Origin of the sequence: Stenotrophomonas sp. VV52 (genome assembly GCF_002893095.1) — a bacterium.
GTDB lineage: Bacteria > Pseudomonadota > Gammaproteobacteria > Xanthomonadales > Xanthomonadaceae > Stenotrophomonas > Stenotrophomonas aracearum.
Window position 1 is genome coordinate 321,924 of record NZ_PKQQ01000002.1, and the last position, 21,350, is coordinate 343,273.

The 21,350-nt window shown below is 67.8% G+C and carries 17 protein-coding genes; 10 read left to right on the forward strand and 7 right to left on the reverse strand.

The window, feature by feature from the left end:
• Positions 1-77 precede the first annotated feature (77 nt).
• The 3 genes from C2U58_RS07425 to C2U58_RS07435 all read right to left on the reverse strand — a co-directional run bounded on the left by C2U58_RS07425 (position 78) and on the right by C2U58_RS07435 (position 6,306).
• Entirely contained in the window at positions 78-2,075 is a 1,998-nt protein-coding gene (locus C2U58_RS07425) for a M28 family peptidase (protein WP_146033424.1), read from the reverse strand.
• 40 nt (positions 2,076-2,115) lie between these two features.
• Positions 2,116-3,816 carry a YbaL family putative K(+) efflux transporter gene (gene ybaL, locus C2U58_RS07430; RefSeq protein WP_102945242.1) on the reverse strand — a complete coding sequence of 567 codons (1,701 nt, stop codon included), beginning with the start codon at positions 3,814-3,816 and terminating at the stop codon, positions 2,116-2,118.
• Between the two features lie 87 nt (positions 3,817-3,903).
• Positions 3,904-6,306, reverse strand: coding sequence for a TonB-dependent receptor (locus C2U58_RS07435; protein WP_102945243.1), 2,403 nt, complete (start codon positions 6,304-6,306; stop codon positions 3,904-3,906).
• A gap of 341 nt (positions 6,307-6,647) precedes the next feature.
• Here C2U58_RS07435 and C2U58_RS07440 point away from each other — a divergent pair, with 341 nt between their 5' ends.
• On the forward strand, positions 6,648-8,501 hold the full coding sequence (locus C2U58_RS07440; protein WP_102945244.1) for an ABC-F family ATP-binding cassette domain-containing protein: 1,854 nt from the start codon (positions 6,648-6,650) through the stop codon (positions 8,499-8,501).
• A gap of 294 nt (positions 8,502-8,795) precedes the next feature.
• Here C2U58_RS07440 and C2U58_RS07445 read toward each other — a convergent pair whose 3' ends face one another.
• On the reverse strand, positions 8,796-9,662 hold the full coding sequence (locus tag C2U58_RS07445) for a LysR family transcriptional regulator (RefSeq protein ID WP_102945245.1): 867 nt from the start codon (positions 9,660-9,662) through the stop codon (positions 8,796-8,798).
• 176 nt (positions 9,663-9,838) lie between these two features.
• On the opposite strand from C2U58_RS07445, the gene blaL2 reads away from it, so the two are divergent.
• Complete coding sequence (blaL2, locus tag C2U58_RS07450) at positions 9,839-10,738, forward strand: L2 family extended-spectrum class A beta-lactamase (RefSeq protein ID WP_102945246.1); 900 nt, start codon at positions 9,839-9,841, stop codon at positions 10,736-10,738.
• A 1-nt stretch (position 10,739) separates the two neighbouring features.
• On the opposite strand, the gene ggpS is transcribed toward blaL2, so the two are convergent.
• Together ggpS and C2U58_RS07460 are read right to left on the reverse strand one after the other, a co-directional pair.
• Positions 10,740-12,977, reverse strand: coding sequence for a glucosylglycerol-phosphate synthase (ggpS, locus tag C2U58_RS07455; RefSeq protein WP_102945247.1), 2,238 nt, complete (start codon positions 12,975-12,977; stop codon positions 10,740-10,742).
• Between the two features lie 62 nt (positions 12,978-13,039).
• Positions 13,040-14,302, reverse strand: coding sequence for an MFS transporter (locus C2U58_RS07460; protein ID WP_102945248.1), 1,263 nt, complete (start codon positions 14,300-14,302; stop codon positions 13,040-13,042).
• A 128-nt stretch (positions 14,303-14,430) separates the two neighbouring features.
• Here C2U58_RS07460 and C2U58_RS07465 point away from each other — a divergent pair, with 128 nt between their 5' ends.
• Positions 14,431-15,069, forward strand: coding sequence for a hypothetical protein (locus C2U58_RS07465; RefSeq protein ID WP_102945249.1), 639 nt, complete (start codon positions 14,431-14,433; stop codon positions 15,067-15,069).
• Between the two features lie 3 nt (positions 15,070-15,072).
• Here C2U58_RS07465 and C2U58_RS07470 read toward each other — a convergent pair whose 3' ends face one another.
• A complete protein-coding gene (locus tag C2U58_RS07470; RefSeq protein WP_102945250.1) occupies positions 15,073-15,804 on the reverse strand; it encodes a DUF3011 domain-containing protein in 732 nt (243 codons plus the stop codon).
• A 157-nt stretch (positions 15,805-15,961) separates the two neighbouring features.
• Between C2U58_RS07470 and aspS the strand changes: the two genes are divergently transcribed.
• From aspS to ruvA, 7 genes are all read left to right on the forward strand, one after another.
• Entirely contained in the window at positions 15,962-17,710 is a 1,749-nt protein-coding gene (gene aspS / locus C2U58_RS07475) for an aspartate--tRNA ligase (RefSeq protein WP_102945251.1), read from the forward strand.
• Between the two features lie 30 nt (positions 17,711-17,740).
• On the forward strand, positions 17,741-18,073 hold the full coding sequence (locus C2U58_RS19825; protein WP_146033425.1) for a DNA primase: 333 nt from the start codon (positions 17,741-17,743) through the stop codon (positions 18,071-18,073).
• 20 nt (positions 18,074-18,093) lie between these two features.
• Positions 18,094-18,615: a GNAT family N-acetyltransferase gene (locus C2U58_RS07480; protein WP_102945252.1), complete on the forward strand. Its 522-nt coding sequence runs from the start codon at positions 18,094-18,096 to the stop codon at positions 18,613-18,615.
• A gap of 97 nt (positions 18,616-18,712) precedes the next feature.
• On the forward strand, positions 18,713-19,345 hold the full coding sequence (locus C2U58_RS07485; protein ID WP_070206996.1) for an alpha/beta fold hydrolase: 633 nt from the start codon (positions 18,713-18,715) through the stop codon (positions 19,343-19,345).
• A 54-nt stretch (positions 19,346-19,399) separates the two neighbouring features.
• On the forward strand, positions 19,400-20,131 hold the full coding sequence (locus C2U58_RS07490; RefSeq protein ID WP_102945253.1) for a YebC/PmpR family DNA-binding transcriptional regulator: 732 nt from the start codon (positions 19,400-19,402) through the stop codon (positions 20,129-20,131).
• A gap of 14 nt (positions 20,132-20,145) precedes the next feature.
• Positions 20,146-20,667 (forward strand): crossover junction endodeoxyribonuclease RuvC, encoded by a 522-nt coding sequence (ruvC, locus tag C2U58_RS07495; protein WP_070206994.1) that lies wholly within the window; start codon positions 20,146-20,148, stop codon positions 20,665-20,667.
• Between the two features lie 10 nt (positions 20,668-20,677).
• Positions 20,678-21,265 carry a Holliday junction branch migration protein RuvA gene (ruvA, locus tag C2U58_RS07500; RefSeq protein WP_102945254.1) on the forward strand — a complete coding sequence of 196 codons (588 nt, stop codon included), beginning with the start codon at positions 20,678-20,680 and terminating at the stop codon, positions 21,263-21,265.
• The last annotated feature ends 85 nt before the right edge of the window (positions 21,266-21,350 follow it).

Genomic DNA, 21,350 nt, shown 5'->3' on the forward strand with positions numbered 1-21,350 from the left:
GGCGTCGTTCGATGGTGGCCGCGCACGTGCGCAGCGCCCATAGGAGTTTTACGAAATGCGCCGATGATGGCCGCGGGTCATGGCGCTGGCGAATGCAACCACGCGTCGAGGGTGCGTTCGAGCACGGCCAGCGCTTCCATCGCACGACCGGTGTCCACCTGGTGCAGCTGGTCCCGCCCGTTATGGATGCGCGCCATGCTCGGCGACTCGGGCAAGGCCTTGTACGCCTGCATCGCCCGGTCCATCACGTCCAGCCGCGCATCCATCTCGCGCGTGGCGTCGGGGTCAAGCGTGCCCTGCAGATATTCCTCGAACCGGGTCCAGTCCACCGCCGTGTTGGCCACCCACAGCCGCGCGCGCGCCTGCTGCACCTCGCGTTCGAGTGCGATGTCGCGCTCATCGGCCAGGTTCATGCCCAGCGCCGGGATGCCCTCGCGCTGGAAGGCGATGTGGTCGGACTGCATGGCCCAGCCCTCGCTGTCGAACACCTGCAGGCCCACGTCGGCCGCGGCACGTTCCAGTTGCTGGCGCAGCTGCGCTTCGGCTGCGCTCACTTCGGCCGGCGGCGGCAGTACGCTGCGTGAATCTCCGTCCATGTACAGGTGGTGGCGGTCCGAGCCGGTTACGGTGATGCCTTCGCCGCGCCCGATCATGTCCAGGTTGAGCGCCACGTCCGGACAGGTGCCGCGCGCCAGGCACTGCTGCACGAACGCCTTGCTGCCGTAGAGGCCACGTTCTTCCATGTCCGATACCATCAACTGCACCCGCATGCCAGGGGGCAAGGGGGTGTCGCGCAACGTGCGGGCCAGGGCCAGCAGCGCCGCGAGGCTGCTGCCGTTGTCGTTTGCCCCACTTGAACCGTCATGGGCGCCGATCATGTCGCCGTGGGCGAGCAGCATCAGGGTTCGCGAGGGCGTGCCGGCGCCGCAGAACTCCACCATCAGGTTGCAGCCGATGTAGGGCCGCTCGAAACCGAAAATGTCGCGCGCGGTGCCATTGAACGGCAGTTGCAGCAGGGTGTGGCCGTCGTCTTCGAACAGCGCGCCCAGCGTATCGAAGCGCGCGTTGTTGGCGGCCGTTTCGCGGTCGGTGCCGTTGAGCCCGGCCTGCGCGTCCAGCGTGGCCCGCGCGATCTGCTCCAGGTCCAGCTGGAAGCGCGCCTGCGCCGGGCTCACCGCAGCGGCCAGCAGGTCGGCTGCCCAGTCCATCCAGTCCAGAGGTGAGGTGAACGGTGCAGCATCGGCGCCACTCGGCCAGCCGCCCACGCCGTGCGTGCCGGGACGCTGCGCGACACCCAGTGTGGCCATGATCCGGTAGCGGTCAGGCGCTGGCAGGTCCTCGAGCAGGGCGTGGATGGCCGGCCCGGTACAGGCTGCGGTATCGGTGCCGCAGTCGCTGACGATCTCCAGAAGGCGATGACGGTACTCGGCGGGCAGCAGGTCATACAGCGACTGCGCAAGCCCGTTCGGTGGCGTGGTCGTGGAATCTGCCCGGTCGCAGCCAGGTGCAGTGGCACGGCCGACAAGCAGTCCCGTCGCAGCGCTGCTGATTACTGCCATGGCCGCCACGGTACCGGCCAGCAACGCCTGCGGGCATCGTTGCGGCGTTGCAAGGCAGCTCACCGACGCCGCATTGGCGATGTTCTGCAGCGACGATGCCACGGCCGTCGGCGGATCGCCCGACACAGGTACCGCTTCGTAGCCGCCGCCGGTCACGGCGTACGCGCCTGGCAGTGACGGCCGTACCGGCAGCGGCGCGGCTGCTGGTGCAGCCACCGAACGCGCACCGTCGCGCACTGCCGTGAGCGAAGGTGTACGTGATGGAAGGCGGGTGGCGGCCAAGGTGGACGACAGCGCCAGCGCCGACACCAACCAGTCGCGGCCATTGCGCACGCTCAACGGCGCAGGGCGATTGGGTCGGGTCGGTGCCGGCGGAATGCCACGCGGATGCAGCTGGCGGGCGACATCGCTGGTGAATCGCCCCTGGATATGCCGGCTGAGGGGTATGTCGAGCGGCATGGCAACCTCGTCGATGGCAGCGCGCCGGGTGCAGCGCAGGTCCGGCGCAGCATGCATGGCAGCTGCGCCCGTGCCCATCGGACTGGTTGTGGATTGCCTACACCACCGGAATGGCGTTCTTGCCGAGGCTGCGGTACGGCGGGGTGGACATGACCATTTCCGCCAGTGAATACGCCAGTTCGCGCTCGGCCATGACCGTGCCGTCGGCGCCGTGTTCGAGCAGGTGCTTGACCTCGGCGTCGCTGTGCGCGCGCGCCAGCAGCGTCAACCCGGGGTTGAGCGCGCGCAGCTTGGCCAGCGTTTCACCGGCTTCCAGCGGCTGCGGGATCGCCAGCACGGCGATCTTCGCGCGTTCGGGATGCGCTTCGGCCAGCACCCGGTCGGAGGCGGCGCTGCCGCGGATCGCAGGCAGGCCGGCGGCATGCGCTTCGGCCACGTGTTCCTTGTTGTCGTCGATCACCAGCACCGGCACGCCACGGTCGCGCAGCACTTGGGCCAGCGCGCTGCCGACGCGGCCGTAGCCGATCACGATGGCATGGTCGTGCAGGTCCAGCGAAGGGCCCGGTGGCAGCTCCGTTTCCACTGCGGCCGGTGCGGTTTCCTGGTGTTTCAGCAACCAGCGGTCGAGCAGGCCGAACACCAGCGGATTGAGCATGATCGAGATCAGCGCGCCGGCCAGCACCAGCGCCTGGCCGGTGGGCGGCAGGATCTTCAGCGTGACGCCGAGGCCGGCGATGATGAAGGCGAATTCGCCGATCTGCGCCAGGCTGGCCGAAATGGTCAGTGCGGTACCGGCGGGATGGCCGAACGCACGCACGATGAAGAACGCCGCCGCGGACTTGCCGAACATGATGATCGCGGCGGTGGCCAGCACCTGCCACGGGTGTTCGATCAGGATGGCCGGGTTGAACAGCATGCCGACCGAGACGAAGAACAGCACCGCGAAGGCGTCGCGCAGCGGCAGCGAGTCGTTGGCGGCCTTGTGGCTGAGTTCGGATTCGTTGAGCAGCATGCCGGCGAAGAATGCGCCCAGCGCGAACGACACGCCGAACAGCATGGCCGAGCCGAACGCCACGCCCAGCGCGATGGCCAGCACCGAGAGGGTGAACAGCTCGCGCGAGCCGGTGCCGGCGATGCGCTCGAGGATCCACGGAATGACCCGGCGCCCGACCACCAGCATCACCGCCACGAACAGACCGAGCTGCACGAAGGTCCAGCCGATGCTGGCCAGCACGCTGCCGACGGTATGGGTTTCGTTGGCCGCGTCCGGGCCGAACACGCCGGCCAGCACCGGCATCATCACCAGTGCCAGTACGCAGGCCAGGTCTTCCACGATCAGCCAGCCGACCGCGATCTTGCCGCGCTGGGTTTCCAGCAGGCGGCGTTCTTCCATCGCGCGCAGCAGTACCACGGTACTAGCGGTGGCCAGCGAGAAGCCGAACACCACGCCATGGATCACCGGCCAGCCCATCAGCCAGGCCAGGCCCCAGCCAAGCAGGGTGGCGACCAGAATCTGGCCGATGGCGCCGGGAATGGCGATCGCCTTGACCGCCATCAGGTCTTTCAGCGAGAAGTGCAGGCCGACCCCGAACATCAGCAGCATCACGCCGATTTCGGCCAGCTGGTTGGCCAGCGCCTGATCGGCGACGAAGCCGGGGGTGAAGGGTCCTACACAGATGCCAGCAACCAGGTAACCGACCAGCGGAGACAAACGCAGCTTGTTGGCCAGCGCACCCAGGATGAAGGCGAGCCCAAGGCCAACGGCGACGATGTTGATCAGGTCGGTGTCATGGTGCATCGGCGCTCGCAAAACTGGGGGATGCCCCGATTTTCACCGATGCGGCCCGATCCGGCAAACCGTGTCGCGATTTGCCGGATCAACCGGTTACCACTTGTAGGTGACGCGCCCATACACATACGCACCGTTGAAGCCGTACGGCGAGTAGTTGCTGTACGGCAACATCCCCCAGGTGGAGTTCTGCAGGTCCACCGTACGATCCGGGTACTGGTCCAGGATGTTGTCCGCACCCAGGGTCAGGGTCCAGTTCTCGCTCGGCTTGTAGGCCACCGACGCGTCCAGCACCCACGACGCGTCATAGGTCTGGTCGCGGGTCGGCGTGGCTGAATTGCGCACCGTGAACGAGCCGTAGCGGGTCGCGGCCAGGCTCAGGTCCCAGCGGTCGGTGCGCCAGGTGCCGCTGAGGATGGTCTTGTCGCGCGGGTAGCTGTCTTCGATGCGGCCCACTTCGTCACGGCCGATCAGCGACTGGGTCAGGCCCAGCGCACCGAACGCAGCCGGCGAAGCGATGAACTTCTTCACGTCGGTGTCGTTGTAGCTGTACGCCGCGGTCAGTTCCAGCGAGCTGGCGCTGAACGGAATGGTGTAGCTGGAGACCGCGTCCACGCCGCGGGTGCGGGTGTCCACGCCATTGGTGAAGTACGAGAACGCAGTGACCTGCGGCAGCCCCAGCCCGCCCAGCAGCGCGTTGGTGGCCGCGTTGGTGGTGATGTTGGTGGACAGGATGATGCGGTCGTCGATGTCGATCTGGTACGCATCCACGGTCAGGTACAGCCGGTCCACCGGCTGCAGCACCAGGCCGACGCTGTAGGAGGTGGAGCTTTCCGCCTTCAGCGGGCTGGCGCCCAGTGCCTGCGCGGCCGGGCTGGTGGTGGGGAAGGTGCCGCGTTCGACGAACACGCCGTTGACGATCGTGCTGGTCACTGCCTGGTAGCTCTGCTGGGCCAGCGACGGGGCGCGGAAGCCGGACGAGGCGGTGGCACGCAGCGCGACCTTGTCGGTGAAGGCATAGCGCGCCGACACCTTGCCGGAGAACTTGTCGCCGAAGTCCGAATAGTCTTCGTAGCGGCCGGTGACGCCGGCCGAGAACTTGTCGGTCAGGTCCGCTTCCAGCCCGGCGTAGACCGCGTAGTTGTCGCGGTCGGCGTCCACGGCGTTGAGCGGGGTGAAGCCGCCGAAGCCCTGCGCACCGGTGCCGAAGTAGGAGTTCGGCTCACCGGCGCTCTGCTCCCACTTCTCGCGGCGGTACTCGCCACCGAAGGAGAGCGTGACCGGGTAGGCCAGGCCCCAGTCCAGCTGCTTGGTGATATCCACGTTGCCGATGTCCTGGGTGTATTCCAGCGCGCCGGCGTAGAACGAACGCGGGCTGGTCACGCCCAGCGCGTAGTTGATGCTGTTGCGGGTGTGGAAGTCGATCTTGTTGGTGCCGTGGTTGTAGCTCACGTCCCAGGTCCAGCCACTGTCGGTATCGCCCTTGACCCCGGCGACCAGCGAGCGGTCCTTGGAATACTGGTTGATCTCCGGCACGAAGCCGTCCGGGTAGGTCTGGGCCAGCAGCGCGCCCTGGCCGCTGTTGGTGCGCGAGCGGTAGAACGCGAACGAGGTGATGTCGCGGTTGCTGGCCAGCGCGGTGGCATAGGCCGAGACGTGGTCGCTGAACTGGAAGCTGGCGTTGGCCGAGGCGGCGGTGGCGTCCACCTGCGGGTCGCCGACCACGAAGGTGGTCTGGCCGATGCTGGGGAAGTTGCCGGTGTTCGGCGCGGTGCCCTGGTAGGGGCCGGCGCGGTTGCTTTCGTCCTGCTGGGTGATCTGGCCGGCCACGTGCACGCTGCCGCGGCCGTCGGCGAAGCCGATGCCGGTGTCGCCGGAGAGCTGGTACTTGTTGCCGTCGCCGGCCGAGTACTGGCCGGCGTCCAGGGCCAGGCTGCCGCCCGAGCTGGAGCCCTTCAGCACGATGTTGATCACGCCGGCGATGGCATCCGAGCCGTACTGGGCCGAGGCGCCGTCACGCAGCACTTCCACGCGCTCGATGGAGGCGATCGGAATGGCGTTGATGTCCACCGCCGACGAACCGCGGCCGATGCTGCCGTTGACGTTGATCTGCGCCGAGGTGTGGCGGCGCTTGCCGTTGACCAGCACCAGCACCTGGTCGGGGGACAGGCCGCGCAGCTGCGCCGGGCGGATGCCGCTGGTGCCGTCGGTCAGCGCCGGGCGCGGGAAGTTCAGCGAGGGCAGGGCGCGGGCCAGCGCGGTGGCCAGCTCGGTGGTGCCGGTGGACTGCAGCGCCTCGGGGGTGATGATGTCGATCGGCGACTGCGACTCGGCGACGGTGCGGTCGGCAACGCGGGTGCCGGTCACGATCACGGTGTCCAGGGTCTGCGCACCGCTGCGCGCGGGTACGGCAGGGGCGTCCTGGGCGGCGGCGGCGAAGGCGGAAGTGCCGAGAACGACTGCAACGGCGGCGGCAAGCGTACGGGTCTTGCGGTTCATCAGGCTGAAGCTCCGGTGGGGACGAGGCGGCACCGGACGACATCACGACTGCGGGGAGGCGGGTCTGCGAGGGCGGGTGTTGCGGTGCGCAATTGATGGATTAACGGCATTTTTACTGGCTGTCAAATAGACGTTTTCGATGAAACTGTTGCAAAAGCAACAAGTTACGTCGATCCGACTGCCGGGGCGATGGGGTCCCGGGGACGGCGCGGGCAGGATCGTGGGAGAGAGACGAGGCCTGCCGCGCATCCCGGGGCCCGTCAAGTATTCGTTAACGGTAGAATTACGTCGCAGGAAAGGTGCTTACCAGCACATTCCATTCCGTTATATGGACCCCCCAGATGATCTCCCTTCGTAACTTCGCCTTGCGCCGCGGCGAGCGGCTGCTGTTGTCCAACGTCGACCTGACCCTGCATGCGGGCTACCGCGTGGGCGTGGTCGGCCGCAACGGGGCCGGCAAGTCCAGCCTGTTCGCGGCCGTGCAGGGCGAGCTGGAGGCGGACAAGGGCGACGTCGACCTGCCTGGCAAGATCCGTATTGCCAGCGTGGCCCAGGAGACTCCGGCGCTGCCCGATCCCGCGCTGCAGTTCGTGCTGGAAGGCGACACCGAAGTGGCTGCGGTGCTGCGCGAGGAAGCCGAAGCGTCCGCACGCGAAGACTGGGAAGCGGTGGCCAATGCGCACCAGAAGATGGCCGAGATGGGCGCCTATGACGCCGAATCGCGCGCCGGCAAGCTGTTGCACGGCCTGGGCTTCCCGTCCGACACCCATTCGCGTCCGGTCTCCACCTTCTCCGGCGGCTGGCGCGCGCGACTGAACCTGGCGCGCGCGCTGATGATGCCCAGCGACCTGCTGCTGCTCGACGAACCGACCAACCACCTCGATCTGGACGCGGTGTTCTGGCTGGAACAGTGGCTGCTGAAGTACCCGGGCACGCTGCTGCTGATCTCGCACGACCGCGAGTTCCTGGACAACGTGGCCACCCATACCCTGCACCTGCACGGTGGCGGCGCCAAGCTGTACCCGGGCGGCTACACCGACTTCGAGCGCCAGCGCGCCGAACAGCTGCGCCAGCAGCAGATCGCGCATGAAAAGGAACAGGCCGAGCGCGCCCACCTGCAGAGCTTCATCGACCGCTTCAAGGCGCTGGCCAGCAAGGCCACCCAGGCACAGAGCCGCATGAAGCGCTTGGCCAAGCTGACCGGTACCGAAGCGGTGCGCGCCGAGCGCGAGTTCCGCATCGAGTTCGCGCCGCCGACCAAGCTGCCGTTCTCGCTGATCCGCCTCAACGACGTGGAAGCCGGGTACAGCCCGGATGCGGTGATCCTGCACAACGTGGGCTTCGGCCTGGAAGCGGGCCAGCGCATTGGCCTGCTGGGGCCGAACGGCGCGGGTAAGACCACGCTGGTGCGCACCCTGGTGGGCGAGCTGGCGCCGGTGGCCGGCGAGCGTTCGGCGCACCCGGACTTGCGCATCGGCTACTTCGCCCAGCACACGGTGGAGTCGCTGCACGAAGGCCAGTCGCCGATGGACCACTTCCGCGAGATCTCGCCGGACGGCAACAACCAGGCGTTCCGCGACTTCCTCGGCAAGTGGAACTTCGCCGGCGACCGTGCGTTCGAGCCGGTGGATGGCTTCTCCGGCGGTGAGCGCGCGCGCCTGGCGCTGGCGATGATCGCCTGGCAGCAGCCTAACGTGCTGCTGCTCGACGAACCGACCAACCACCTTGACCTGGAAATGCGCGAAGCGCTGGCCGAAGCGCTGGCGACCTTCGAAGGCGCGATCGTGATGGTTTCGCACGACCGCCACCTGATCGGCCTGGTCTGCGACACCTTCTGGCGTGTGGCCGACGGCGTGGTCGAGCCGTTCGCGGGCGACTTGGACGAATACGCGGCGTGGCTGCGTTCGCGCCCGGCGGCGCAGGGCACCAAGCAGAAGATGGCCGCCGCTGCCCCGGAACCGCAGCCGCCGACCCCACCGATGCCGGCGAAGAAGGCGGTCAACCCGGTCAAGCTGGCCAGTGCCGAAGCGAAGGTCAACGAGCTGGAGAACACGCTGGCCGAGCTCGACCGCCAGCTCGCCGACCCGGCCGTCTATGCCGATGCAACGCGCATGGCGGTGATCGGCCGCGACCGCGAAGCCACCGCGCAGCAGCTGGAAAAAGCCGAAGCCGCGTGGATGGAGTTGATGGCGTAACGGCAGGCGCCACGCCGTGCAACGTGGCGCTGATCGGCCTGGCGGGGCGTTGCCCGACGCTACGCGGCGCTGCTAGGCCTGGTGGGACATTGTCCGACGCTACGTGGCGCTGCTCTGGTAGGGTCGGTTCCCAAACGACTGCACGTACCGGCTGCAACGTTCGGTGACGCATGACCAGCGTCGGAGATGTGCCTTCGGTGGGCACCCTGCGTTAAAGCACCCGGTGCCATGGTCGGCGGTCGTTCGGGAATCGACCCTACCGGTCCGTCGCGGGTTGGCCGACGATCACGCCTGTCAGGCGCGCTGTGCTTCCAACCATTCGCGGAATCTGCGCGCTGCTTCGCTCTCTGGGCGGGACCGCAGCCTGGTCAACCAATAGCTGCCCAGTTCCAGCGTAGCCGCGAACGGCTGCACCAGCCGCCCTTCTGCCAAATCCTGTTCGAACATCTTCAGCGGCAGCAGCGCCACGCCGGCGCCTGCTGCTGCGGCGCTGGCCAACGTCAACGAGGAATCGAACACCGGGCCGCGTGCTTCCAGCTCCGCTGCGCCGGCGGCCTGCAACCATTGTGGCCATTCATCGCTGCGGTACGAGCGCAGCAACGGCACACCGGCAAGATCGCGCGGATGGCGCAGCCCGCGTGCCAATGCCGGCGCACACACCGGCGCGAACGGTGCAGCCAGCACCGATGTACTTACCTGGCCCTGCCAATCGCCGTCGCCGAAGCGGATCGCCAGGTCCAGTCCTTCGCCGGCCAGGTCGATGCGGTTGTTGTGGGTCTGGATCCGCAGTTCGATATCCGGGTGGCGCGCATTGAAATCCTTCAGCCGTGGCAGCAGCCATCCGGTGGCGAAGGTGCCTACCACGCCGACTCCAAGGACCTCGCGGAAATGCCCGCCGACGAAGCGGTCCAGGCTCACCGCAATGCGGTCGAACGCCTCGTTCAGCACCGGATACAGCCGCGCGCCCTCGTCGGTGAGCGCCACCCCGCGCGGCAGGCGATGGAACAGCACCGCGCCCAGCCGTTCCTCCAGCCCCCGGATCTGATGGCTCAACGCCGCCTGGCTCACGCACAGCTCCAGCGCCGCGCGGGTGAAGTTCTGGTGGCGGGCCGCAGCCTCGAAGGCGCGCAGGGCATTGAGCGGGAGCTGGGGACGAAGCATCAGCGAGCCGTGAGGAATGTTGATGGCTGATGGTAGCCCAGCGAATCCGGTAACGTCGGCAAATGGTTGGCGTACCAAAGGCATTAGCCGGGCTAATGCCTCTCCTTTAAATTCCGCGCTGGTGCCTTGCCCCGCCGCATGCCGATACTGCAAGCCTGCCCACCAAGGAACCGCCCATGCTCGCCCGCCGCCACTTCCTGCAGATGACCGGTGCCGCCGCCGCGTCCGCCTTCGCCGCCACGGTCCTGGCCAAGGCCCCGCCGACCGTACTGGCCGGTGCCAGGCCGCAGGCCAGCGACTTCGCGGCGCTGGAAAAAGCCAGCGGCGGCCGCCTGGGCGTGACCCTGCTCAACACCGCCACCGGCGCCCGGGTCGGCCACCGCCAGGACGAGCGCTTCCCGATGTGCAGCACCTTCAAGTTCGCGCTCTCGGCCACGGTGCTGCACCTGGCCGACAAAGGCACCCTGTCGCTGGACCGGCGCCTGCCGGTGCGCCAGCAGGACATGCTCTCGCACGCGCCGGTGACCAAGCGCCATGTGGGCAAGGACCTAACCGTGCGCGACCTGTGCCGCGCCACCATGGTGACCAGCGACAACCCGGCCGCGAACCTGCTGCTCGGCGTGGTCGGTGGGCCGGCCGGGGTGACCGCGTTCCTGCGCGGGCACGGCGATGCGGTGACCCGCAACGACCGGCTGGAGCCGGAAATGAACGATTTTGCACCGGGCGATCCGCGCGACACCACCAGTCCGGCCGCGATGGCGGCCAGCCTGCAGCGCTTCGTGCTGGGCGATGTGCTCAGCAAGCCGTCGCGGCTGCAGCTGGCCGACTGGCTGATCGACAACGAAACCGGCGACGCGCGCCTGCGTGCCGGCCTGTCGCCCGCCTGGCGGGTGGGCGACAAGACCGGCAGCAACGGCGAGGACACCACCAACGACATCGCGATCCTGTGGCCGCTGGCCGGTGGTGCGCCGTGGGTGCTGACCAGTTACCTGCAGGGTGCCAGCGTCGATGACGCCGGGCGCAATGACGTGTTGCGGCAGGTGGCGGTTATCGCGGAGCGGTTGATGCGCGGGTGATTCAACCCGCCTCCCCCACGGCCTGCAGAAACTCCCGCCCCCACCGGTCGACGTCGTAATACTCCACGCTGCCGAACAACTGCCGCATCCGCCCACCCGCTTCCTCATCAGGCATCGACAACGCCTGCAGCAACCCGGCGGTGAGATCGGCCGGGTCATGCGGATTGGTCAACACCGCGCCCTTCAATTCAGCCGCAGCCCCGGCAAACTCGCTCAACACCAATACGCCGTTGCTGCCTTCGATCCCCTGTGTGGCCACGAACTCCTTGGCCACCAAATTCAATCCATCGCGCAGCGGCGTGATCCACATCACCTGCGCCGCCGCGTAATGCGCCACCACCTCTTCGAACGGCAGCGCCTGCGCGAAGAACCGCACCGGGGTCCAGTCCAGCCGCGAGAAGCGCCCGTTGATCCGGCCCACCGCCTGCTCGATCTGGTTCTGCAACGTGCGGTACACGGTCATCTCGCGCGCGGCCGGCACGCACACCATCAGCAGGGTGACCTTGCCCTGCCGCTCCGGATGCTGCTCCAACAAGCGTTCGAACGCCTCCAGCTTGGCCAGCGTGCCCTTGGTGTAGTCCAGCCGCTCCACCGACAGCACCAGCTTGCGCGCGCCGATCTCGCGGCGCAGCTTGAAGATGTCGTTGCGCACATCGCCGCGCGCCAGCACGGCATGGATGCGGCGCAGGTCAGTACCGACCGGGTGCGCACCCAGCGCCACGTCGCGGTCGCCCACGCGCAGCCGCGTGGTCATGGTGTCCAGCCCCACCGCGCAGCCGTAGGTCAGGAAGCGCGGCGCGCAGCTTTCCCAGGCCAGGCGTTCGGCCGGCATCGCGCCGCGCACCACGTCGACGAAGTTCTCCACCTGGCGCGGAATGTGGAACCCGATGTAGTCGCAGCTGAGCAGGCTGCCGATGATCTCGCGGCGCCACGGCACCACGTTGAACACATCGGCGGACGGAAAGTAGGTGTGGTGGAAGAAGGCGATCTTCAGGTCCGGGCGCAGTTCGCGCAGCGTGCCGGGCACCATCCACAGGTTGTAGTCGTGGATCCACACCGTGGCGCCATGCGCGGCTTCGGCGGCAACCGCTTCGGCGAACTTGCGGTTCACCTGCAGGTACACCTGCCAGTCGTCCTCGCGGAACCGCGCGCGTTCCCAGAACGCATGCAGCATTGGCCAGAACGCTTCCTTGGAGAAGCGCTTGTAGAAGATGTCCACCTCCTGCTTGCTCAACGGCACGCGCGCGGCGGTCAGCGTCGGGTAGCGGTCTGCGTCCACCGCCAGGTGGGTCTGGAACGGGCCGCGCTTGGGATCGTCGATTCCCCACGCCACCCAGGAACCCTTCTGGCCGCCCTCGAAGAAGCTCAGCAGCGAAGGAATGATGCCGTTCGGGGAACGCGGCGGTCGCTGTACCACGACACCGTCTTCCACGACTTCATCGAACGGCAGGCGGTGGTACACCATCACCAGCTCGGCACCTTCGGCGCGCGCCTGCGCCGGCGGCTGCAGCCACGCATCATCGGCTGCCAGCAGGCCGAAGTGTTCGATCGCTTCGAGAATGCCGCCGCAGCCCGGCGCCTGTGCATGGAAGGTGTGTTCCAGCGTGGCGGTGGCCTCGGTCAGTGCCGGCTCGGACTCGCCCACGCACACGCCACGGAAGCCGGCGCGGTACATCGAAAGATCGTTGAGGGTGTCGCCGGCGACCAGGATGCGGTCGCGCGGCAGTTCCAGCAGGCGCGCCAGCGCGGCCAGGGTGCGGCCCTTGTCGGTGTCCGGCGGCAGGATGTCCAGGTAGCGGTCGGCCGAGTACAGCACGTCGCAGCCCAGCGCCTCGGCGGCGGCCTGGATCTGCGCGCGCAGCGGCGCCAGCGTTTCGGGATCGCAGAAATACGAGCAGCGGCGCTCCTGCGGCACGTCCTGGCGCTGCAGCGCGGTGAACGGGCGCATTGCCTCGGCGACCACGTGCTCACCCGGCCAGTGCGCGTCGATCATCGATTGCAGGGGCTGCAGCGGCTGCAGGGTGTGGCCGTCGACCACGGTCGCGCCAACGTCGCAGACCACGTAATCGGGCCGTGGAATGGCGGGATCGGAGAGCAGGGGCATCACCGCTTCCAGGCCGCGACCGGTGATGAAGATCAGGCGGATACCGGGGTGCTGGTCGACCAGCCGGTACAGGCGGTGGCGCGCGGCGGGGTCGCCGGCGAGAAAGGTGCCATCCAGATCGGTGGCGAGGATCAATTGCGGTGCCGGCGGGGCCGACGTAATGCGGGGTGAGGTGGGCGTGGCGGGTGTCGATACAGTCAATGCACTTCCTTATCAGGAGGGTTGGGAGGGGTGTCCGGTGGCGGCGCGACGTCGGTTTCGGGCATCAGCTCCAGCGCCGCCGGCGTGGTGCGCAGCATCAGCCGGAACACCACCGGATGCGTGCGCAGGCGGCTGAAGCTGAGCAGGCGCGCAGTGGTGAACAGGGCCAGCGCACCGAGCACGACGGCGAAATACAGGGGCAGGGCGGCCGGGCCGAACTGCTGCATGGCTGCGCCGGCCAGCGCCGGGCCGATCGCTGCGCCCACGCCGTGCACCAGCAGCAGGCTGGAACAGCCGGAGAGCAGGTGTTCGCGCGGCAGGTAGTCGAGCATGTGCGCCACCGCGAACGGATACAGCGAAAACGCTAATCCGCCGTAGAAAAAGAACAGGCCGAACAGCAGCCACGTCTGCATCTGCACCATCGGCATCGACGCGACCACGGCGATGCCGCCGGCGGCCAGGCACAGCGCCACCAGCCCGGTGCGGCGGTCGTGGCCGTCGCTGATATGACCGAGCGGCCACTGCAGCAGCGCGCCGCCGGCAATGGCGGTGAGCATGAAGCGCGCCACGCCATCGCTGTCCAGCCCGACCTCACCGGCATATACCGGCAGCAGGCCCCAGAACGCGCCCATCGCCAGTCCGGACAGGCCGGCGGCCACGGTGGCGACCGGCGCCATGCCATACAGCCGGGCCAGTTTCAGGCGCGGCACCGAAGGCACTTCCGGCGGGATCAGGCGGGTCGCGGTGATCGGCAGCACGGCCGCGCAGATGAGCATGGCGATCAGCATGAACATCGACATCGCCGGCGCGTTGCTGACCATCAGCAGGACCTGGCCCAGCGCAAGTGCGGACAGATTCACCACCATGTACAGCGAGAATGCACGGCTGCGCTGGCGCGGGTCCGGTTCGGCGTTGAGCCAGCTTTCGATCACCGTATACAGCCCGACCAGCGCGATGCCGGTGACGATGCGCAGCAGTCCCCACAGCCAGGCATTGAGCCACAGCGGATGCAGCAGCACCGCAATGGCGGCGAGGGCGGAGAAGAAGGCGAACGCACGGATATGGCCGATGCGGCGGATCAGCGACGGCGCGAAGAAGGTGCCCATGAAGAAACCGGCGAAATAACCGGACATCACCAGGCCCAACGTACCGGCACCGAAGCCGGCCGCGCCGCCGCTCACCGCCAGCAAGGTGCCAAGCAGTCCGCTGCCGGTCAACAACAGCGCGACGCCTGCGAGCAGGGCGGTCAGCCGCAACATGCGTGCAACCTTCGTGGGGAAGGCGAACAGATCACCTTTATTACCCTAACACAGTCGCAATCAACCCTTTGTTGCAGAAAAGTGGCGGCAAATTTGCGCTGTGCACGCATGCGGGCTAGGGTGGCTGCATGAGTGTGCATCGATATCTTCCCTTCGCCGCTGCAGTGTTGCTTGCCGGCTGCAACAGCCAGCGCGATCAGGTGGCCCATGACGTTGCGATGGCCCCGGCGGACGCATTTCTTGCCGCCGTGGCCGCGCACTGCGGCAAAGCGTTCGAAGGCCGCGTGGTGGTCAACGAACCGCGCAGCGCCACGCCCGATCCGTTCGACGGCAAACGCCTGGTGATGCACGTGCGCGGCTGCGATGACGCCGCGCATGAAATCCGCATTCCTTTCCATGTCGGCGACGATCATTCGCGCACCTGGGTGCTCGGCCGCACCGATACCGGCCTGCGCCTGAAGCATGACCACCGGCATGCGGATGGCACCCCGGATGCAGTGACGATGTACGGTGGCGACAGTGCGCCGCCGGGCACCGCACAGCGCCAGTCGTTCCCGGTCGATGCCGACTCGGTGGCGATGTTCCGCAAGGCGGGCATGGAGGCCTCGGTGACCAATACCTGGGCGATGGAAGTAGAACCGGACGAGCAGTTCGTCTACGAACTCACCCGTCCGGGCGGCCGGAAGTTCCAGGTGGTGTTCGACCTGGCCCACCCGGTCGCGCTGCCGCCCGCGCCCTGGGGCGCGGACGTGCCGCCCGACAACTAACGGCTACCGCCGCGCGCCGAACCGTGCCCGGCAGCCGTTGCTGACCCAGATCTGGTTGCCGCGGAAGCCCCAGGTGTTGTTTTCCCGGCACGGGCTGCCCGACAGCTGCTGGATCAGCACCGGTCGGCCCCGGCTCATGTCCCAGGCGCAGGTCTGGGTGCGGTTGCCGGTGCTGCTGCAGGTCACGGTGTAATTGCTGCCCGGCCCGCCCGGACCCCAGCCGCCCCCGCGGCCGTCGACGAAATCGGCCCGGCAGCCCCCGCTGACCCAGACCTGGCCGTTGCGCGAGCCCCAGTTCCGGTTCTGCACGCAGGGCGTGCTGGAGATCTGCCGGGACAGGCGCGCGCTGCGCCAGCCGGTCTGGCAGACCCGCTGGCGATTGTCGTTGCTCTCGCAGCGGACCACCCCGTGGTTGCCGCCGGGGTTCCAGCCACCGCCACCCGGGTTCCAGCCCCCACCGGACCCGCTGAGCGAGGTGGCAATGTCCTGTTTGACCCGTGAAAAGCCCCAGGACGACCGGTTTACCTGGTCCAGGTAGAAGCGCATCTGGTCGTCCGGGATGCGGCGTCCCCCCGACTGCTCCGCATATTCCTGGGAAATGACCCGCTGCTGGTCGTTGACCGACAGGGTTCGGAGGTTCTCCGGGGCGTAGGCCCGGGCGTTGACCTGGGCGTGCAGGGTCGGGGCGCTGCACGCCAGCACGGCCGTGAGGCAGGCAATAGCGAGACGGTTCATGGCAAATCCCCTTGCGCATGGTGGTCCGGGCACTATCTGCCCGGCCAGATCAAGCCCATGTGACCATCCGGATTTGCCCCAACGGGTCGCCGGCCGCAGAATAACGGGCTGACCGGTGCCGCCTGGCGCCGACACTCTCCTGCGGAGCTTTACCCCCATGCGTACCCACTTCTGCGGCCTGGTCGACGAGACCCTGATTGGCCAGACTGTCACCCTCGCCGGCTGGACCGACGTTGCCCGCAACCTGGGCGGCGTGTGCTTCATCGATCTGCGCGATCATGAAGGCATCGTGCAGGTGACCGTGGAGCCTGAAAACGCGGACGTGTTCGCGGTGGCCGCCAGCCTGGGTTACGAAGACGTGCTGCAGGTGGAAGGCGTGGTGCGCAAGCGCCATGCGGTGAACGACAAGATCCGGACCGGCCAGGTCGAGATCGTCGCCACCCGCATCACCGTGCTGAACAAGGCCGAGCCGCTGCCGTTCCACGCGCACGAGAACCCGGGCGAGGAAACCCGCCTGAAGTACCGCTACCTGGACCTGCGCCGCCCGGAAATGCAGCGCATGCAGCGCACCCGCATCAAGCTGGTGCAGGCGCTGCGCCGCCACCTGGACGGCGAAGGTTTCCAGGACATCGAAACCCCGATCCTGACCAAGGCCACCCCGGAAGGCGCGCGCGACTTCCTGGTGCCGGCGCGCATGCACCCGGGCGAGTTCTACGCACTGCCGCAGAGCCCGCAGCTGTTCAAGCAGATCCTGATGGTGGCCGGCTTCGACCGCTACTACCAGATCGCGCGCTGCTTCCGCGACGAAGCGCTGCGCGCCGACCGCCAGCTGGAATTCACCCAGCTGGACATGGAATTCGCCTTCGTGCGCGAGCGCGACGTGCAGGACTTCGTGGAAGGCATGATCCGCGCCATCTTCAAGGAAGTGGTGGACGTGGAGCTGGCCGGCAGCTTCCCGCGCATGACCTGGGCCGAGGCGATGCGTCGCTATGGCTCGGACAAGCCGGACCTGCGCATCGCGCTGGAGCTGGTGGACGTGGCCGAGCTGGTCAAGGCCAGCGAGTTCCCGGTGTTCGCCAGCGCCGCCGCTGATCCGGACGGCCGCGTGGCCGCGCTGCGCATTCCCGGCGGTGCGAGCCTTTCGCGCAAGCAGATCGATGAATATGCCGCGCACGCCGCCAAGTACGGCGCCAAGGGCCTGGCCTACATCAAGATCGCCGAGAACGGCGAAGTCAGCTCGCCGATCGCCAAGTTCTTCAGCGAAGACGCCTTCGCCGCGCTGGTCGCGCACGTCGGCGCCGGTAATGGCGACATCGTGTTCTTCGGTGCCGGTGGCTACAACAAGGTGTCCGACTTCATGGGCGCGCTGCGCCTGAAGGCCGGCAAGGACTTCGGCCTGGTCGCCGACGGTTGGGCGCCGCTGTGGGTGACCGACTTCCCGATGTTCGAGTACGACGACGAAGCCCAGCGCTACGTGGCCCTGCATCACCCCTTCACCGCCCCGGCGGTGGACGACATTGCCGACCTGCGCGCCAACGCGAAGACGGCCGTGTCGCGCGGCTATGACATGGTGCTGAACGGCAACGAGATCGGCGGCGGTTCGATCCGTATCCACCGTTCGGACATGCAGAGCGCGGTGTTCGAACTGCTCGGCATCGGCGCCGAAGAGGCCGAAGCCAAGTTCGGTTTCCTGCTCGACGCCCTGCGTTTCGGCGCGCCGCCGCACGGTGGCATCGCCTTCGGCATCGACCGTATCGCCGCGCTGATGGCCGGCACCGAGTCGATCCGCGACGTCATTCCGTTCCCGAAGACCACCGGCGCGCAGTGCCTGATGACCGGCGCCCCGTCGCCGATCCCGGACGAGCAGCTGGCCGAAGTGCACATCCAGGTCCGCCCGAAGAAATAACCCACCGTAATCCATCAGGAGATCGAAACAGTGTCCAACGTTGCGTTCGTAGTGGAATGGGAAAAGCTGGGCAATGAGGGCAGCGATGCCAACCTGGTGACCGAGCGCGCCCGCGTGTTCGGTGGCTGGCTGGTGCGCGTGGGCACCAACCCTGCCGCGATGGCGCTGACCTTCGTCGCCGATGGCGAAGGCCGCTGGGACGGTGAGGACTTCGGCGTCGAGGATTACGAAGACGACGAAGAAGGCGACGAGGAAGACGAAGAGTACGATGAAGGCGAAGAGGACGAGGAAGAGGACGAGGAGTACGAGGAAGAGGACGAAGACGGCGAAGAAGAAGACGCCGCCAAGGGGTCGCAGGCCTGAGGCCTGTCCCGCACCCGTCCATGTACACCATCCGCCGCGCCGGCCCCGAAGACGCACCGACCCTGTCGGTGCTGGCCACCCGCACCTTCGTGGAAACCTTCGGCCACCTGTACCCGCCGCAGGACCTGCAGGATTTCCTCGACGAGGCCTACGCGGTCGACCGCCAGCAGGTGATCCTGTCCCACCCCGATTACGCGGTGTGGCTGCTGGAACGCGATGGCGTGGCCGTGGGCCATGCCGCCGCCGGCCCCTGCGGCCTGCCGCACGACCAGGTGCAGGCCGGCGATGGCGAGCTCAAGCGCCTGTACCTGATCAAGGACGAACAGAGCAGTGGCTGGGGCAGCCGCCTGCTGGAAACCGCGCTGGCCTGGCTGGAACGCGACGGCCCGCGCACCCTGTGGCTGGGGGTGTGGTCGGAAAACTTCGGCGCGCAGCGTTTCTACGCCCGCTACGGCTTCGAAAAAGTGGGTACCTACGAGTTCCCGGTCGGCAAGGTGAGGGACCTCGAGTTCATCCTGCGCCGCAACCCGCAGGCTTCCTGAACGCCTCGCTGCGGCTTCACCCGCCGTTCGTCAGTCCCTCTGTCTAATTGGGCCGTCTCCTACTGCTGGATCGGTTCGCACCCGCTACGCTGCACCCATGAATCCCCCCGTTTTACTGCTGCATGGCATCTGGAATGCCCGCGCCTGGGTCGGCCCGTTGGCCTGGCGCCTGCGTGCGCGCGGTTTCAGCGTAGACACCTTCGGCTATGCCAGCGTGTTCGGCGGCCCCGACGTGGCCGTGCCGCAGCTCCTGCAGCGGCTCAAGGACAGCGGCCCGGTGGCCCTGGTCGGGCACAGCCTGGGTGGCCTGGTCGCGCTGGAGGCGCTGCGCCGCCAGCCTGACCTGCCGGTCTCGCGGGTGGTCTGCCTGGGCTCGCCACTGCGCGGCAGCGGCACCGCCCGTACCCTGGCCGAACATGGCTGGTCGGCGGCGCTGGGTCGCAGTTCCGACCTGCTGCTCGACGGCCTGCCGGACTGGCAGGGCAGGGCCCAGGTCGGGCTGATCGCCGGCTCGGTGCCGCACGGCCTGGGCAGCCTGCTGGGCGCCATTGGCGAGGCCTCCGACGGCACCGTGGCGCTGGACGAAACCCGCCTGCCGGGCCTGGCCGACCACTGCGTGGTGGCCGCCAGCCACAGCGGCCTGGTGTTCTCGCCCGACGCCGCCCGCCAGACCGCCGCCTTCCTGCGCGACGGCTGCTTCCGCCCGGACCGTACCGCCCACGCCGCCTGAGCGGCCGATCAGGTAGAATCCGCGCCCTGTTCCCACGCAAGCACGGAAACACCCATGGGTAGAGGCCCTTCCATCGAAAACCGCAAAAACGCGTCTGACGCGAAGCGCGGCAAGATTTTCACCAAGATCATCCGCGAGATCGGCGTTGCCGCGCGCGGCGGTGGAGGCGACCCCAACAACAACCCGCGCCTGCGCGTGGCCATGGACAAGGGCCTGGCCTCGAACATGTCCAAGGACGTGATCGAACGGGCCATCAAGAAGGCCACCGGCGAGCTGGAAGGGGTGGAGTACGAAGAGATCCGCTACGAGGGCTATGCCCCCGGTGGCGTGGCCGTGATCGTCGACTGCCTGACCGACAACCGCGTGCGCACCGTGGCCGATGTCCGCCACGCGTTCAGCAAGTGCGGCGGCAACATGGGCACCGAAGGCTCGGTGTCGTTCATGTTCAAGCGCGTGGGCGTGCTGCACTTTGCCGGCGGCGCCAACGAAGATGCGGTGACCGAGGCGGCCATCGAGGCCGGCGCCGATGACGTGGTGGTCTACCCCGAGGACGGCGCGATCGACGTGCTGACCGCGGCCGACATGTACCACGCGGTCAAGGACGCCATGGAAGCGGCCGGCCTGAAGCCGGACCACGCCGAGCTCACCTTCCGCGCCGACAACGACATCAAGGTCGAGGGCGACACCGCCCTGCAGGTCAAGAAGATGCTGGACATGCTGGAAGACCTGGACGACGTGCAGGACGTGTTCTCCAACGCCGACCTCGGCGCGGACGCGTACGCCTGACGGCGTAGCCCGGCATGATCCGCATCCTCGGCATCGACCCCGGTTCGCAGCGGACCGGGGTCGGCATCATTGACGTCGACCCGTCCGGCAAAGTGGTGCACGTGCACCACCTGCCGCTGGTGCTGCTGGGCGCGGACGACTTCCCGCAGCGGATGAAGCTGCTGGTGCTGGGGCTCAATGCGCTGGTGGAGGAATACCGCCCGCACGAAGTGGCCATCGAGAAGGTGTTCATGGCGCGCAACCCGGACTCGGCGCTGAAGCTGGGCCAGGCGCGCGGCGCGGCGATCTCGGCGGTGGTCATGCGCGACCTGCCGGTGCACGAATACGCGGCCAGCGAGATCAAGCTGGCGGTGGTCGGGCGCGGCGGGGCGGAAAAGCAACAGGTCCAACACATGGTCGGGCTTATGCTCAACCTGAAAGCCAAGCTGCAGGCCGACGCCGCCGACGCGTTGGCCGTGGCCATCACCCATGCCCACGTACGGGCGACGGCGCAGCGCCTGGGGGTCAACGCCCGCCAGGCCTGGAGCCGGAAATGAGGACATCTGCATGATTGGTCGTCTGCGTGGGATCGTGGCGTACAAGGCGCCGCCGTGGCTGCTGATCGACGTCAACGGGGTCGGTTATGAGCTGGAGGCGCCGATGAGCACCTTCTACGACCTGCCCGACCTGGGCCGCGAGGTGATCCTGTTCACCCACTACGCACAGAAGGAAGACAGCGTCTCGCTGTACGGCTTCCTGCGCGAGGGCGAGCGTCGGCTGTTCCGCGACGTGCAGAAGGTCAGCGGGATCGGTGCCAAGATCGCGCTGGCAGTGCTGTCGGGAGTGAGTGTGGACGAGTTCGCACGGATGGTGCAGGCCGGCGACATCACCGCGCTGACCCGCATTCCCGGCATCGGCAAGAAGACCGCCGAGCGCATGGTGCTGGAGCTGCGCGACCGCGCGGCCAATTTCAGCGGGGGCGGCGCGCCGATTGCCGGTGCGATGGCCACCGACCCGGTGTCCGAAGCCACCGTGGCGCTGCAGCAGCTGGGGTACAAGCCGGCCGAAGCGGCGCGCATGGCGCGCGATGCCAACAGCGAGGGCGACGACGTCGCCACCGTGATCCGCAAGGCCCTGCAGGCCGCGCTGCGCTGAGCGCGCCGGCCTTCCTCCCCATCGACTGACGCCTGTCCGGAGTTCCATGTCCACCTCTTCCTCCCAGCACGACAGCGGCCACGCC

Coding starts and splice junctions, on each gene's coding strand:
- C2U58_RS07425 (WP_146033424.1), bottom strand. CDS start 2,075: ATGCATGCTGCGCCGGACCTGCGCTGCACCCGGCGCGCTGCCATCGAC.
- ybaL (WP_102945242.1), bottom strand. CDS start 3,816: ATGCACCATGACACCGACCTGATCAACATCGTCGCCGTTGGCCTTGGG.
- C2U58_RS07435 (WP_102945243.1), bottom strand. CDS start 6,306: ATGAACCGCAAGACCCGTACGCTTGCCGCCGCCGTTGCAGTCGTTCTC.
- C2U58_RS07440 (WP_102945244.1), top strand. CDS start 6,648: ATGATCTCCCTTCGTAACTTCGCCTTGCGCCGCGGCGAGCGGCTGCTG.
- C2U58_RS07445 (WP_102945245.1), bottom strand. CDS start 9,662: ATGCTTCGTCCCCAGCTCCCGCTCAATGCCCTGCGCGCCTTCGAGGCT.
- blaL2 (WP_102945246.1), top strand. CDS start 9,839: ATGCTCGCCCGCCGCCACTTCCTGCAGATGACCGGTGCCGCCGCCGCG.
- C2U58_RS07460 (WP_102945248.1), bottom strand. CDS start 14,302: ATGTTGCGGCTGACCGCCCTGCTCGCAGGCGTCGCGCTGTTGTTGACC.
- C2U58_RS07465 (WP_102945249.1), top strand. CDS start 14,431: ATGAGTGTGCATCGATATCTTCCCTTCGCCGCTGCAGTGTTGCTTGCC.
- C2U58_RS07470 (WP_102945250.1), bottom strand. CDS start 15,804: ATGAACCGTCTCGCTATTGCCTGCCTCACGGCCGTGCTGGCGTGCAGC.
- aspS (WP_102945251.1), top strand. CDS start 15,962: ATGCGTACCCACTTCTGCGGCCTGGTCGACGAGACCCTGATTGGCCAG.
- C2U58_RS07480 (WP_102945252.1), top strand. CDS start 18,094: ATGTACACCATCCGCCGCGCCGGCCCCGAAGACGCACCGACCCTGTCG.
- C2U58_RS07485 (WP_070206996.1), top strand. CDS start 18,713: ATGAATCCCCCCGTTTTACTGCTGCATGGCATCTGGAATGCCCGCGCC.
- C2U58_RS07490 (WP_102945253.1), top strand. CDS start 19,400: ATGGGTAGAGGCCCTTCCATCGAAAACCGCAAAAACGCGTCTGACGCG.
- ruvC (WP_070206994.1), top strand. CDS start 20,146: ATGATCCGCATCCTCGGCATCGACCCCGGTTCGCAGCGGACCGGGGTC.
- ruvA (WP_102945254.1), top strand. CDS start 20,678: ATGATTGGTCGTCTGCGTGGGATCGTGGCGTACAAGGCGCCGCCGTGG.